Origin of the sequence: Pseudomonas sp. A1230 (assembly GCF_044218825.1) — a bacterium.
GTDB lineage: Bacteria > Pseudomonadota > Gammaproteobacteria > Pseudomonadales > Pseudomonadaceae > Aquipseudomonas > Aquipseudomonas iridis.
In genome coordinates, this window is sequence record NZ_CP162582.1 from 1,766,443 (window position 1) to 1,779,001 (window position 12,559).

Sequence of the window (12,559 nt, forward strand, 5' to 3'; positions counted from 1 at the left end):
GAAGAGCCGCGCAGGTCGCGGCTCTTTTTAGTATCCCGTGTTCGTTTTTAAATCTAGATTATTGTCGGACAATTAAAGTCGGCACGGTTGGTGCCTTGACGCGACTCGCTAATAACTCCGTAACCGCATAATCGCATCCGTAATCCCTTTTGCATTCGTGTCCAGGGTTTCCAGAGCTGCAATTGCGTTATCAGCAACATTGTCTGCACCAGCCCCTGAAATCCAGTTGGTAATCTCTTCAATCGCCGCACCGAGAGCATGCTGGTTGTGCAAGAGCAACGTCAACGCATCAGCAGTGGCGATGTTGCCTTCTGAATTACTTGGCATGTGGATCATCCTTGAGCGAAAGGTTCGTAAAGCCTCATTCGTCCCGCCAGGACAGATTAGCCCACGCAATCATTTATTGAGGGCTATTTCCGCCCTAAAATGCCACATCTGTCCCATGTTGCCATTCTACAAACGTCAAAAACCACAAACCCCCGACTTTCTCTAGAAAAATAAGGGGATTGCGTTTTTAGAATTTGGCGGTGAAGGAGAGACTCGAACTCGCTACCTTTAAGGGCCTGTAGCCCACCTCCAAGTGAACGCCCAGCTCGCTCCATTGCTATCCGCTTTACATTATCGGCCGATAACGGTCACTCGGGTGTCATCAAAACCGCAAGCGTCATCTTGATGAATTCCTCGTTCTTGTCTATTGCCCAGAGGGCGCCCCGGACGTTCTCGGCGACATCGGCCGACCCTCGCTGCTCAACCCAATTCGATAGCTCCATGATGGCGGCTTCGAGGGCGAGTTGGTTTTCGTTGATCTTGAAGAGCAGGGAAGGGAGCAGGTCTGAGTTGGGCATTTTGGTTTCCTTGGTAGCCAAAGAACCAGCGTAGCACCGTGTTACATGAAGAGTTTTTTAACGATCGGCAGGACGCCGGAGAGGGGGGAGTTTTGTAACGCGTTGCAAAAAGTTTTGTAACGCATCGGAAAAAGCCGCAAAAATCTCAGATCTCAGAAACGACAAAGCCCTGAATAATCAGGGCTTTGTCGGTACCAAATATGGCGGAGGCGATGGGATTCGAACTCATGGACCTGTTACAGTCGACGGTTTTCAAGACCGTTGCCTTAAACCACTCGGCCACACCTCCGTTGCGTTGCGGGCGCCATAATACCTGAATGAAACACACTGTCAAACTCTCTGCATGGCTTGTTACAGAGCGTCTGTTATGATCTTTGCGACTGAACGTTTCAAACCAACAGGAGTGTCGCCATGCGCGAACAGGATTACGCAGTTAATAACAGCGTGCAGGCTGAGCAGCTAGAGGTTAGCCGCGTCCTGCGCAACACTTATGGTCTACTCGCTCTCACCCTCGCATTCAGCGGCGTGATGGCGTTCGTTGCCCAGCAGATGCGTGTTGGCTACCCGAACATTTTCGTGGTGCTGATTGGCTTCTACGGGCTTTTCTTCCTTACCAACAAACTTCGTGATTCCGCGTGGGGCCTGGTGTCCGCCTTTGCGTTGACCGGTTTTATGGGTTTCCTGCTCGGCCCGATCCTCAATCGTTACCTGGGCATGCAGGGTGGCGCTGAAGTGGTCAGCTCCGCGTTCGCGATGACGGCACTGGTGTTCGGTGGTCTGTCGGCTTACGTGCTGATCACCCGCAAGGACATGAGCTTCCTGGGTGGTTTCATCACCGCCGGTTTCTTCGTCCTGCTGGGTGCAACGCTGGCAAGCTTCTTCTTCCAGGTCAGCGGCCTGCAACTGGCGATCAGCGCAGGTTTCGTGCTGTTCTCGTCGGTCTGCATCCTGTTCCAGACCAGCGCCATCATTCACGGCGGCGAGCGTAACTACATCATGGCGACCATCAGCCTGTATGTATCGATCTACAACCTGTTCATCAGCTTGTTGCAGATCTTCGGCATCATGAGCCGCGATGACTGATCGCAGTCCATGAAATAACAAAAAACCCGCCTAGGCGGGTTTTTTGTTGCCTGCAGAAAAGGTGATCAATTGATCACGATGCTGCCATCGGCTTGTTGCTTATAGATCGTGTAAGGCAACAGCAGTGTGTCCAGCACCCCCGACAACGCGGCATCCACCAGCACGCCGGGCGTTGCGTTGTTGTAATTGAACGCATCGACATCATCCGGCCGCTCTGCGTGCAGCAGACAGAAATCATAGGTCACGCCGCTGTAGATCCGCGGAACGGCGCCGCAGTGGGATTTCTTGTCTTTCAGATAGTCCGCCGCGGCTTGATCACTGCGCACTACCGTCTGCACGGTCCCGCAACCGGCGAGCATAAGCGTCGCCAACATCACTGCCTGAATTCTCATACCGCCAATCCTTAGCCGCAAAAATCTCAATCTACGCCGAACGAGGGCAAAAAGCATTCATGCCATTGGCGGGAGTCGGCGCTTGACCGGTGTCTTCTTGACGATCGCCGTGTTGGTTTCGGCCAGGTTGTTAAGGCGATCGAGCAGGGTATCCAGCTGTTCCATCGAACGTACGTGCAGGCGGGCGATGAAACAGTCCTCGCCGGTCACCTTGTCGCACTCGGTGAATTCGGGAATCGACAGAATCTGCCGCTCTACTTCTTGCAGCTGCCCCGGCAGCGGTCGCACACGGACGATGGCCTGCAATTGATAGCCAAAACACTTGGGGTCAATTTCGACGGTGTAGCCCTTGAGCACGCCGCGTTCTTCCAGTCGGCGCAAGCGTTCCGCGACGCTGGGCGACGACAGGCCACTGATTTGCGCCAAGGCCTTTAATGAGCGCCGCGAATCCTCCATCAAGGCACTGATGAGGATCTGGTCGATGTCATCGGTCATGGTCAATCTCCAGCATTAGGCAATTGATGAAAACCACCCTCGATAAAAAAGGCAGAAACCGAGTTTAGCCTGCTTTTTGCGCTGGAATGGCCCGGCATCGGATTGGCATACTTTTGCCACGCATTCGCCAAACGCTGAGGAGATTGATGATGGACAACCCGATCCGTCGCGGCTCATTTGAAATGACCGCGGCCATGCTGATATCCGGGACGATCGGCTGGTTCGTCCTGGTTTCCGGGCAACCGGTGCTGGACGTAGTGTTCTGGCGCTGTGTGTTTGGGGCCGGCACTTTGCTGTTGATCTGCGCGATTTTCGGTTTTTTGCGCCCCGGCTTACTGACACGCACTACATTCTTGCTGGCTGTGCTCAGCGGCGTGGCGATTGTCGGCAACTGGGTGCTGTTGTTTGCGTCTTATTCCCGGGCCTCGATCGCCATCGGTACAGCGGTGTACAACGTGCAGCCGTTCATGCTGGTCGGACTGGCGGCGCTGTTCCTCGGCGAGAAAATCACCCTGCAAAAGCTGTTTTGGCTGGCAATTTCCTTTATGGGCATGCTGGCGATTGTCAGTGCCCACGGCCAGCAAGGCGATGGAGGTAGTCAGTATCTGCTGGGCATTGCTCTGGCACTGGGCGCGGCGTTTCTCTATGCGATTGCCGCGTTGATCATCAAGCGCCTGACGGGCACGCCGCCGCACTTGATTGCGCTGATCCAGGTCTGCACCGGCGTGCTGTTGCTCGCGCCGTTCGCACACTTTTCGGCACTGCCGCAAGCGCCGAGTGCATGGGCCAGCCTGGTGACGCTGGGCATCGTTCACACTGGCCTGATGTACGTGCTGCTATATGGCGCGATTCAGAAGTTGCCGACAGCGTTGACGGGCGCACTGTCGTTCATCTACCCGATTGCAGCGATTTTCGTCGACTGGTTAGCCTTCGGTCATCGCCTGGAAATCCTGCAATGGGTGGGCGTGGCAGCGATTCTGCTGGCCGCTGCGGGCATGCAACAGGGCTGGGGTTTCAAGGCTCGGCGACTGGCTGCGCAGTAAAACGTCAAATATTCCATCGCGGCGCGGTTTTCGCCAGGCGCTGGCGCAACTCGCCGATGTTTGCGGCGAGTTGCCGGGTCAGCAATCGATAGCCATCCAAAGCACTATAAACCGGTGCGTCAAGGCTGGCGTCCGGCAACTCCGCTGGCCGATCCAGACGCTGCGTCGCTCCCGACTTGAGTGCGCGAGCCATACCAATCAATTGCACGCGAATCTGCCGGTGCTCGGCTTTCAACGCTGATTGCAGATGGGCCATGGCTTCGGGGTCGTTGCCGTCGGGGCGCGTGTTACCGAGGATCTCCAGTGTGCTGATGCACATACGCAGGTTGCGCTGGATGGCATCGAGTTCGGTCATGGAAATCTTCACTTCCTTGGACACCGACGGCATCAGCGAACGCAGTTGCACCATCACCGCACCCAGGCGGCCCATCAGTTTCAGATGTTCGTCGGCGCTGACCGGTTGGCCGCTGATGATGCGTCCGTATACCGTGGCGCAATCGCGCAGGGCATCGGCGAGGTTGTAGCGCCACGAATACACCGCATAGAGCGGCAGGGCGAAGGAAAATGCCAGCGCCAGGGCAATGCCGATCAGGATGTCGACCCCGCGCCACAGTCCATCCGTGATCGGGTTGTCGCCGTGCCCGGCGACGATAAATACGGTGATCGCCGAGAGCAGGGCGGTGTAGCCACCCTTGCCGATGGCGTGATACGAGAAGAAGCCGCACACCACGGCCATGGCAAAGTAGGTCAGCCACGGCATGCCGAGCCACGCCTCCTGCGCCACCAGCAACAAACCGACGCCGGCACCGATCAAGGTGCCGGTGGCGCGTTCGGCGGCTTTTTTGCCGATGTTGCCGTGGTGCTGCAAACCGCCGATGACCACCAGCATGGTCACCGATGCCCACTCGCCATGAGGCAGGTTGATGCCGGTGGTCAGCAGGATGGTTGCCAGCAACCCCAATGCCACCCGCACCGCGTGGATCAGTCGGGCGTGGCGGTAACGCCGGTACGGGTCCAGCAGCGGACGCAGGATTCGGCGCAACAGCGGTGGCATTCGGTGGGTGCTGAACGTACTCAGTGCAAGGTCCTCGTCAGAAGATGTAGTCGGTGGTCAGGAAGCTCGAATCGCGTCCGCGAATGATCTCGCTGATCAGATCCTTGTTGCTGTCCTGGTATTTGGTGGCCACCAGCGTGCGGATCGAAAACACCCGCAGCGCATCGTGTACCGACAGCGTGCCTTCGGCGGAGTTCTTGCGGCCGTTGAACGGATAAGTGTCCGGGCCACGCTGGCATTGGGCGTTGAGGTTGATCCGGCCGACCTGATTGGCAAACGTGTCGACCAGCCGTCCGACGGCCACCGGGTTGGTGCCGAAGATGCTCAACTGCTGGCCGAAGTCCGATTCCAGCACGTAGTCGATCACCGTATCGAGGTGACGGTACGGCACGATCGGCACCACCGGGCCAAACTGTTCTTCCTGATACACGCGCATCTGCGGGTTCACCGGGTACAGCACCGCCGGGTAGAAAAACGACTCGCGCGACTCGCCGCCATTCGGGTTGACCACTTCGGCACCCTTGCTGCGCGCATCCGCGACCAGCCCATGCAGATAATCGACCTTGCCCGACTCCGGCAGCGGTGTCAGTGACACTCCGCTGTCCCACGGCATGCCCGGTTTCAGCGTGGCCAGTTTGGTGTTGAATTTTTCGATGAAGCTGTCGACCACGTCCTCATGGACAAACAGTATTTTCAGCGCGGTGCAGCGCTGGCCGTTGAACGACAGTGACCCGGTGACCGCCTCGCTGACGGCGTTATCCAGATCGACTTCCGGCAGGACGATGCCGGGGTTCTTCGCATCCAGCCCCAGTGCGGCGCGCAAGCGGTGCGGTTTGGGGTGCAGTTTCTTCAGGTCGCTGGCGGCCTTGTTGGTACCGATGAAGGCGAAGATGTCGATCTTGCCGCTGGCCATCAGTGCGCTGACCGTTTCGCGGCCGCTGCCATAGATGACGTTGATCACACCGGTAGGGAAGCTGTCGCGGAATGCTTCGAGCAATGGGCGAATCAGCAGCACGCCAAGCTTGGCCGGTTTGAACACCACGGTGTTGCCCATGATCAGCGCCGGAATCAGCGTGGTGAAGGTCTCGTTCAGCGGATAGTTGTAGGGGCCCATGCACAGCGCCACGCCGAGCGGCACGCGGCGAATTTGCCCGAGCGTGTCCTGCTCCAGTTCGAAACGGCTGGAGCGGCGGTCGAGTTCTTTCAGCGCATTGATGGTGTCGACGATGTAATCGCAGGTGCGGTCGAACTCTTTTTCCGAGTCCTTGAGGTTCTTGCCGATTTCCCACATCAGCAGCTTGACCACTGCGTCACGCTGCTGGCGCATGCGCCCGAGGAACGCTTCAACGTGCTGAATGCGTTCGGCCACACGCATGGTCGGCCACAGGCCCTGGCCACGGTCGTAGGCGCGGACGGCGGCGTCCAGCGCGGTGAGGGCCGTGTCGGCGTCGAGCAGGGGTGTGCTGCCGAGAATCACTTGCTCATCGCCATTGTCGCCGTGCAAATAGACCGGGCTGCGAACCGTGGCGAGCGGGCCGTCCCAGCGGCGCAATTCACCGTCGACCAGGTATTCGCGTTGCTCGACCTGACCGTCGAGGCGGTATTTTTCCGGGATGTCGCTGACAGAAGGGAACAGGTTGGCAAGGATGTTTGCTGTGGTCATGTCGCTACCCCGTGTTGATGTCCGCGTGCAGATCAAAAAGTCTGTACAGGTTATACGCCTGAATGCGGCGAAATTTAAACCCGTAAATGTCACTCGAATGTCACGCAAAGGCGCAGAACAGAGGGGCTAGCAACACGCGAACTATGTGGGAGCTGGCTTGCCAGCGATGTGGCCGGTACTTTCATTATCTTCATTGACTGACACACCGCTATCGCTGGCAAGCCAGCTGCCACAGGGTTTTGTGGTGTGCCCAATCCTGAAGTGAGCCCAACTGGCCGTCGAAGTCCCCCTCGCTGTCCCGCAATGCCCTCAACCCTCTGGCGTCGCTGTCTTAAGGTGTGATCACAACAATAAGTGGGGCCACCCTTGAGGATCGTTATGCGGGCAATCCCGATCACTTTGCTGCTGGCGTTGGCCACGATGCTGCACGGATGCGGCGACGATGCCAAACCGGCGGTCACTTCCAGCATCGCCAACAGCGCTACCCCGTCCGACCCGGCGCTGGCGCAGATCTACGCCAACAGTTGCCAACTCTGCCACGCCAACCCGGCTGCCAATGCGCCGCTCACCGGCGACCGCAAAGCCTGGGAACCGCGCATCCAGCAGGGCGCCGACACACTGCTAGACCATGCCATCAACGGCTACAACGGCATGCCACCGATGGGCCAATGCGTTGAGTGTTCGCAAGAGCAGTTCCTGCAATTGATCGGCTTCATGGCCGACCAGCCTCTTCCAGAATAAGGGTGCGCGCATGACGATGGATCTGACACGGCGTCAGTTGTTGCAACGGGCGAGCATTGTTGGCGCGTTCAGTGCGTTGGCGAGCAACCCGGCATTGGGCCAATTGATGCGCGCGCCACGGCTGATCCCTTGGCGCAACTGGTCGGGCGCGCAGAGCTGCCTGCCGGCGGCGCGTCTGGCGCCGAAAAATCTGGATGAGCTGACGGCAGTGATTCGTCAGGCTCAAGGCACGATTCGTCCGGTCGGCTCGGCGCATTCGTTCAGCGCCCTGGTGCCCACCGACGGCACGCTGTTGTCGTTGAGCTACTTCACCGGGCTGCTCGATCACGACCCGAAAAACCTGCAGGCCGAATTCGCCGCCGGCACACCGATGTCGCGCATGGGCATGCCCCTGAAGGACGTCGGCCAAGCGCTGCAAAACATGGCCGATATCGACTATCAGACCCTCGCCGGCGCGATTGCCACCTCGACTCACGGCACCGGCAAAAACTTCCAGTCCTACTCGGCCCACGTCTGCGGCATGCAGTTGGTGACGGCCAGCGGCGAGGTGCTGGACTGTGAGAGCCAGCGCCATCCTGAGGTGTTCAATGCCGCCCGCGTATCCCTCGGTGCACTCGGTGTGGCAACAAAAATTCGCCTGCAAAACCGCCCGGCCTATCGCCTGCGCGAACGCCAGTGGATCGCTAAAACCGAAGAGCTGCTGGAAGACCTCGACACCAACACCCGCGAAAATCAGCACTGGGAAATGCTCGTGGTCACCCATTCCGACTACGCCTTGTCCATCGCCCTCAACGAAACGGACGACCCGGCCACGCCGCCGATCAGTCCCGAAGAGGAGGGCGGCAACGAGTTCGTCACCCTGATTGAAAAGATTGACAAGTACGCCAGCGATTTTCCCGAGCTGCGCCGTACGATGCTCAACAGCCTGCGGCATCTGGCGAGTTTCGATGACCGGGTCGGCGACTCGTTCGACATCTATGCCAACGTACGCACCGTGCGCTTCAACGAGATGGAGTACTCGGTGCCTGCCGAACACGGCCCGGCCTGCCTGCGCGAGATTCTCAAGCTGATACATGACAAGGACCTGCGCACCTGGTTTCCCATCGAGTATCGCTACGTCAAGGCCGACGACATCCCGCTGAGCATGTTCGAGGGTCGCGACAGCTGTTCGATCTCGGTGCACCAGCATTACCAGATGGACCATCACAATCTGTTCGCGGCCGTCGAGCCCATCTTCTGGAAATACAACGGCCGCCCGCACTGGGGCAAGTTGCACACGCTCAACGCGAAAAACCTGCAACCGCTGTACCCGCGCTGGCGTGAGTTTGCCCAGGTGCGCGAGGCGCTTGATCCGAGCGGGCGGTTTCTCAATGCGCATTTGTCGTCGATTCTGGGGGTGAGCTGATGGCGGTCAATCGACGTAACTTTGTGCTCGGCACGTTGGGTGTCGGGGCTTTATTGGTGGGCGTCGGCGCGTGGTTGCGGCCGGGGGATCGCGGCGGGCCTTATAGCGACTATTTCCGGGCGCTGAATAAAGAACTGAGGGAAAAGGGGCCGATGCGCCCGGTGCTACTGATCGATCTGGATCGTCTCGATCACAACATCGACGTGGTCATGCAATCGGTCAAACGTGGCGGCAAGCAGTTGCGATTGGTGGAGAAGTCGCTGCCATCGCCAGGGTTGCTCAGCTATATCGCGCAACGTGTCGGAACGCAAAAACTGATGTCGTTTCATCAGCCGTTTCTCAATCACGATGCGGTGACGTTTGCGCAGTCGGATATCTTGCTCGGCAAACCGTTGCCGGTGCGTTCGGCCGAGCTGTTTTATCAGATCCACAAAGGTCCGTTTGATCCTGCCAGGCAGTTGCAATGGCTGCTCGACAGCCCTGAGCGTTTGCAGCAGTACCTGGCGCTGGCGCAGGGTTTGGGCACGCGGATGCGCATCAACATCGAGCTGGATGTGGGCCTGCATCGCGGCGGGGTCAGTGACGTGAACGTGCTGGGGCAGATGCTCGCGCTGATCAGTGCCAACCCGCAGCACCTGCAGTTTTCCGGGTTCATGGGTTACGACCCGTTCGTGGGCATGGGTGTGCCGGGGATTCTGGGTTCGCCCGAGGAATTGTTTGCCAGGGTCATGGTGATTTATCAGCGCTGCGTTGATTTCACCCGCCAGCAGTTTCCGGGGTTGTGGCATGACGGTTTATGCCTGAACACCGCTGGCAGCCCGAGTTATCGCATCCATGAAAAGGAAACCCTGAGCACGGAAGTTTCAGTCGGTACGGCAATGCTCAAGCCGACGCACTACGATCTCCCGTCCCTGGTCGATCATGTACCGGCCACTTACATTGCCACGCCCGTGCTGAAAAGCACCGGAGCGGTCAACATCCCGGCGCTGGACGACAAGTCGAAACTGTTCTCGTGGTGGGACCAGAATCAGCGACAGACCTTTTTCATCTACGGCGGCAACTGGATGGCCGAGTTCGAATCGCCGCAGGGACTGCAAAGCAACACTGTTTACGGCCGCAGTTCGAATCAGGAAATGGTCAACGGCTCGGATGCGGTGGGCCTGAAGATCGAGGATCAAGTCTTCCTGCGCCCGACCCAGACCGAAGCCGTCCTCCTGCAATTCGGTGATTTGCTGGCGGTGCGTGGCGGCAAGATTGTTGACAGCTGGGCGGTTTATACCTGAAAACGAATCCACGCTGAACGCCACGTCCCCTGTGGGAGCTGGCTTGCCAGCGATGGCGTCAGGTCAGCGACCTTGGTAGTTGGCTGACACACCGCCATCGCTGGCAAGCCAGCTCCCACAGGGTTTTGTGGTGTATGTGAGACCCCATTCAAACTTTCGAGTAATGAAGCTTTTATGACAAAAGTTCGGTAGCCCATCGCCTGTCCGGTCATGCCTATGTAACGCGCTTGAGGGCCCCAACGGGGCGCTTTTCACAAGCCGAGGCGGGACGCCGGGAGTGAGGCAGTGGGGACTATGGAACGCTACTCGAAAGTGGGCATGCAGGAACTCGATCAACGCCTGTCGAAGATCGTCGAAGCCGCGCGCAAGAAGCCGGTTTCGGTGTATCGCTACGGCGCGCCGTGGGTCTGGATCGTCTCGCAGGATGACTGGCAGGGCGCCTTGAAAGAGGTTTCCAGCTACATTCCGCCGGGCCATTCACTGGTTTTGCTGCGCCCACAGATCGAGGACTTGCTCGATACCCACCGCGACGTTCTGCACGACCTCAATGCCGAACCCGGCATGCTCATTCCCGCGCAAACGGTCATGCACATCCTGCTCCTGCAACTGCTGTATTCGGTGCCCAGCGAACAGCAACTCTATGAACAGCTCAGTTACAACCTGCTGTTCCGCTGGTTCGTAGGCCTGGGCCTGAACCAGAAAGTCTGGAGTTTCAACGTCCTCAGTCGCGACATCGCCACGCTGCTCAACAACCCGCGTGCGGTGCAACTCATCCAGAAAATCATCGGCGAAGTGTTCTGTGGCGCCTTGCTGCAAATGCCCGAGTTCTCCTTGAACTTCGCGCTGTTGCACACCTGGCTCGGCAAACATGCCGGCGCCTCGATAGCCAATAACTGATGCAACAGGGCGTTTGAACGCCGACACGTCAACGCGAATTTCAGGGGGTAGTGTGGAACAGATTTTCACGTCACGGCTGGTGCTGTGGGGCTGGCTGCTGGTGACGGCGGGCGTGCAGCCGGCGTTGGCCGAAGAGGCTGGCGAAAGTGCAGCGGCGCAGCGTCTGGTCGACGTCAACGAATACTTCGTGCGCGGCAATACGGTGCTCGATGCACGGGCGATTGAAGAGGCGGTGTACCCGTTTCTCGGCCCGCAAAAAGCTCTGGCCGACATCGAAGGCGCGCGTGACGCGTTGCAGAAGGCCTATCAGGAACGCGGCTATCAATCGGTGTTCGTCGAGTTGCCGGAGCAAGCGGTAGCGGACGGCATTGTCTATCTGCAAGTCAGCGAAACCAAGGTCGGACGAGTCCGTGTGGTCGGCGCCAAACATTATTCGCCGCTGGATATCCGCGACGACGTGCCGGCGCTGAAGGAAGGCGAGGTGCCGAACTTCGCCAAGGTCCAGGGCGAACTGGCGCGACTGAACAAGACCCCGGGCCGCCAGGTCATGCCGCTGGTTCGCGAAGGTCAGCGCCCCGGCACCATGGACGTTGATTTACAGGTCGAAGACCAGAACCCCTGGACCGCCAGCGTGGGTCTGAACAACGACTACAGCGCCGACACTGAAAAACTGCGCACCGTCACCAGCCTCGGTTACAACAACCTTTGGCAGCTCGGTCACAGCGTCAACCTGACGTTTTTCACTGCACCGCAAGAGACCGACAACGCCAAGGTCTGGTCCGGTTCCTACACCGCGCCACTCACGGATCGCTGGAGTGTGCAGTTCTCCGGTTACCAGTCCGACAGCAACGTCGCCACCATCGGCGGCAGTAATGTGTTGGGCAAGGGTCATTCCTATGGTGTGTCGGCCATTTACACGCTGCCGTCCAGCGGCAACTGGTCGAATTCGCTGTCGGCCGGCATCGACTTCAAAGACTTCGACGAGCGCCTGACCCTGTCCGGCGAAAGTGACAAGGTGCCGCTGCAGTACGCGCCATTCACCTTCGCCTACAACGGCTATCGCTACACCGAAAAAAGCCAGCTTGGCCTCGGCCTGAGTCTGGTCGCGGCCACGCGCAGCGTCTTCGGCTACGGCAGCGATGACGAAGACTTCGACTACAAACGCTACCGCGCCAAGCCGAGTTTCGCTGTGCTCAAGGGCGACACCAGTTACACCTGGACCTTCGACAGCGACTGGCAGAGCGCGAGCAAGGCCGCGTTTCAACTCGCCTCGGGGCCACTGATTTCCAACGAACAGTTCTCCGCCGGCGGGGCGACGTCGGTACGTGGCTATCTGGCCGCCGAACGCACTGCCGATGACGGCTACCTGCTGAGCCAGGAACTGCGCACGCCATCGCTGGCCAGGTTCGCCGGCACGTGGATGCAGGACTGGCGTTTCTACGCCTTCGCCGAAGGCGCGCAACTCTACCTGCGCGACGAACTGCCGGATCAGGACGCCAATTACGCCCTGGCAAGCGTTGGCCTGGGCACCCGCGCCAGCCTGAGCAAATGGCTGTCCGGCAGCCTCGACTGGGGCTACCCGCTACTCGAAGGGCCGAACACCTCGAAACAGGAATCGCGCCTGCACTTCAACCTTCAAGCCACTTTCTAAAGGAGCA

General features: G+C 58.9%; 13 protein-coding genes and 1 tRNA gene. 7 read left to right on the plus strand and 7 right to left on the minus strand.

What is annotated here, in order from left to right:
* Positions 1-108: 108 nt before the first annotated feature.
* The 3 genes from AB4P97_RS08510 to AB4P97_RS08520 all read right to left on the minus strand — a co-directional run bounded on the left by AB4P97_RS08510 (position 109) and on the right by AB4P97_RS08520 (position 1,134).
* On the minus strand, positions 109-327 hold the full coding sequence (locus AB4P97_RS08510; RefSeq protein ID WP_395602445.1) for a hypothetical protein: 219 nt from the start codon (positions 325-327) through the stop codon (positions 109-111).
* A 308-nt stretch (positions 328-635) separates the two neighbouring features.
* A complete protein-coding gene (locus tag AB4P97_RS08515) occupies positions 636-845 on the minus strand; it encodes a hypothetical protein (RefSeq protein WP_034156506.1) in 210 nt (69 codons plus the stop codon).
* 201 nt (positions 846-1,046) lie between these two features.
* A tRNA-Ser gene (locus tag AB4P97_RS08520) sits at positions 1,047-1,134 on the minus strand.
* A 122-nt stretch (positions 1,135-1,256) separates the two neighbouring features.
* Here AB4P97_RS08520 and AB4P97_RS08525 point away from each other — a divergent pair.
* A complete protein-coding gene (locus tag AB4P97_RS08525; RefSeq protein ID WP_007915443.1) occupies positions 1,257-1,928 on the plus strand; it encodes a Bax inhibitor-1/YccA family protein in 672 nt (223 codons plus the stop codon).
* Positions 1,929-1,993: 65 nt separating this feature from the next.
* On the opposite strand, the gene AB4P97_RS08530 is transcribed toward AB4P97_RS08525, so the two are convergent.
* Positions 1,994-2,320, minus strand: a complete 327-nt coding sequence (locus tag AB4P97_RS08530) for a YceK/YidQ family lipoprotein (protein WP_042558960.1) — start codon at positions 2,318-2,320, stop codon at positions 1,994-1,996.
* A gap of 57 nt (positions 2,321-2,377) precedes the next feature.
* Positions 2,378-2,815, minus strand: a complete 438-nt coding sequence (locus tag AB4P97_RS08535) for an Lrp/AsnC family transcriptional regulator (protein WP_042558961.1) — start codon at positions 2,813-2,815, stop codon at positions 2,378-2,380.
* Positions 2,816-2,964: 149 nt separating this feature from the next.
* On the opposite strand from AB4P97_RS08535, the gene AB4P97_RS08540 reads away from it, so the two are divergent.
* Positions 2,965-3,858: a DMT family transporter gene (locus AB4P97_RS08540; RefSeq protein WP_042558962.1), complete on the plus strand. Its 894-nt coding sequence runs from the start codon at positions 2,965-2,967 to the stop codon at positions 3,856-3,858.
* Between the two features lie 4 nt (positions 3,859-3,862).
* Here AB4P97_RS08540 and AB4P97_RS08545 read toward each other — a convergent pair whose 3' ends face one another.
* Both AB4P97_RS08545 and AB4P97_RS08550 read right to left on the minus strand, forming a co-directional pair.
* Positions 3,863-4,912: an FUSC family protein gene (locus AB4P97_RS08545; RefSeq protein ID WP_042558963.1), complete on the minus strand. Its 1,050-nt coding sequence runs from the start codon at positions 4,910-4,912 to the stop codon at positions 3,863-3,865.
* A 37-nt stretch (positions 4,913-4,949) separates the two neighbouring features.
* Positions 4,950-6,575, minus strand: a complete 1,626-nt coding sequence (locus AB4P97_RS08550; protein WP_042558964.1) for an NADP-dependent glyceraldehyde-3-phosphate dehydrogenase — start codon at positions 6,573-6,575, stop codon at positions 4,950-4,952.
* Positions 6,576-6,953: 378 nt separating this feature from the next.
* Between AB4P97_RS08550 and AB4P97_RS08555 the strand changes: the two genes are divergently transcribed.
* The 5 genes from AB4P97_RS08555 to AB4P97_RS08575 all read left to right on the plus strand — a co-directional run bounded on the left by AB4P97_RS08555 (position 6,954) and on the right by AB4P97_RS08575 (position 12,552).
* The gene (locus AB4P97_RS08555; protein ID WP_042558965.1) at positions 6,954-7,316 is read left to right on the plus strand and encodes a cytochrome c5 family protein; all 363 of its coding nucleotides are present in this window, start codon (positions 6,954-6,956) and stop codon (positions 7,314-7,316) included.
* 76 nt (positions 7,317-7,392) lie between these two features.
* The gene (locus tag AB4P97_RS08560; RefSeq protein ID WP_395602923.1) at positions 7,393-8,721 is read left to right on the plus strand and encodes a D-arabinono-1,4-lactone oxidase; all 1,329 of its coding nucleotides are present in this window, start codon (positions 7,393-7,395) and stop codon (positions 8,719-8,721) included.
* A gap of 74 nt (positions 8,722-8,795) precedes the next feature.
* Positions 8,796-10,004, plus strand: a complete 1,209-nt coding sequence (locus tag AB4P97_RS08565; protein ID WP_395602924.1) for a DSD1 family PLP-dependent enzyme — start codon at positions 8,796-8,798, stop codon at positions 10,002-10,004.
* A 285-nt stretch (positions 10,005-10,289) separates the two neighbouring features.
* Positions 10,290-10,901: a transposase gene (locus AB4P97_RS08570; RefSeq protein WP_196304147.1), complete on the plus strand. Its 612-nt coding sequence runs from the start codon at positions 10,290-10,292 to the stop codon at positions 10,899-10,901.
* A 52-nt stretch (positions 10,902-10,953) separates the two neighbouring features.
* Complete coding sequence (locus AB4P97_RS08575) at positions 10,954-12,552, plus strand: ShlB/FhaC/HecB family hemolysin secretion/activation protein (RefSeq protein WP_395602446.1); 1,599 nt, start codon at positions 10,954-10,956, stop codon at positions 12,550-12,552.
* Positions 12,553-12,559: the final 7 nt, after the last annotated feature.

Coding starts and splice junctions, on each gene's coding strand:
- AB4P97_RS08545 (WP_042558963.1), bottom strand. CDS start 4,912: ATGCCACCGCTGTTGCGCCGAATCCTGCGTCCGCTGCTGGACCCGTAC.
- AB4P97_RS08510 (WP_395602445.1), bottom strand. CDS start 327: ATGCCAAGTAATTCAGAAGGCAACATCGCCACTGCTGATGCGTTGACG.
- AB4P97_RS08525 (WP_007915443.1), top strand. CDS start 1,257: ATGCGCGAACAGGATTACGCAGTTAATAACAGCGTGCAGGCTGAGCAG.
- AB4P97_RS08535 (WP_042558961.1), bottom strand. CDS start 2,815: ATGACCGATGACATCGACCAGATCCTCATCAGTGCCTTGATGGAGGAT.
- AB4P97_RS08530 (WP_042558960.1), bottom strand. CDS start 2,320: ATGAGAATTCAGGCAGTGATGTTGGCGACGCTTATGCTCGCCGGTTGC.
- AB4P97_RS08540 (WP_042558962.1), top strand. CDS start 2,965: ATGGACAACCCGATCCGTCGCGGCTCATTTGAAATGACCGCGGCCATG.
- AB4P97_RS08515 (WP_034156506.1), bottom strand. CDS start 845: ATGCCCAACTCAGACCTGCTCCCTTCCCTGCTCTTCAAGATCAACGAA.
- AB4P97_RS08555 (WP_042558965.1), top strand. CDS start 6,954: ATGCGGGCAATCCCGATCACTTTGCTGCTGGCGTTGGCCACGATGCTG.
- AB4P97_RS08550 (WP_042558964.1), bottom strand. CDS start 6,575: ATGACCACAGCAAACATCCTTGCCAACCTGTTCCCTTCTGTCAGCGAC.